This is a genomic window from Kistimonas scapharcae (genome assembly GCF_039540975.1).
GTDB classification, from domain to species: Bacteria; Pseudomonadota; Gammaproteobacteria; order Pseudomonadales; family Endozoicomonadaceae; genus Kistimonas; species Kistimonas scapharcae.
The window spans coordinates 1-710 of record NZ_BAABFL010000174.1; the positions used below are offsets into that span (position 1 = coordinate 1).

1 protein-coding gene is annotated in these 710 nt (G+C 57.0%); it reads right to left on the reverse strand.

Features of this window, described 5'->3' with window-relative positions:
- On the reverse strand, positions 1-710 hold a 710-nt coding region (locus tag ABD892_RS10245; protein ID WP_345195526.1), incomplete at both ends, for a hypothetical protein.

A 710-nucleotide genomic window follows, 5' to 3' on the forward strand; every position in this document is an offset into this window, starting at 1 on the left:
CCGGTTGCGGCTGTACCCGGTTGCCAGTTCGCACTGGCGTTACCGGCGAAATAACTGCTGGTTCGATAGGCGTCGATTTGCCCGGTTTCATAATCGATGGTGATCCGCTCATAGGGATCGGAGCCTGAGACATGGTTGAACGCACCGGCACCGTTGTCTTCATACGTACCACCGTCGATGCTCAGTACCAAGCTACCCCTCACCACGCCGGCCCCCAGATAGGAGCGGGACTGGTTACCCTGGATATGCCCAAACACCAGCGTCGTATTCAAAGTGCCATTGCGCGTTGGCAGAATCTGACGACTCCCGCTGTATCCAGGCTCATCAATCACCGCTGTTTCACTGGTGGCGCTGGGCACCAGGTGAGCATAGATACTGTTAACCTTGATTTTGGTGCTGCTGGCAGTGGCGGTTTCCTTGAGATGGGACGCACCATAGTATTTGGCGGCATCCGCGACCTGGGTGCTTTGCAGGCGGGTGATTTTGGTGCTGTCCCTGCGTTCCGTGCCGGTGGGGGTTGCGGTACCGCCGGGAAAGGTCTGCTCCAGCGGTGAGCTGATACCCAGTGTCAAACGACGGCGGACAAAATCCACATAGGTGTCATTTCGGCTGATGGTGAAGGTTTCGGTGCTGGCCGACACATCCGTGATGCGGATGTACTGCTCCTGTCCGGTATTCTCATCGAGCAGACGATAGACTTCGCCAATCTC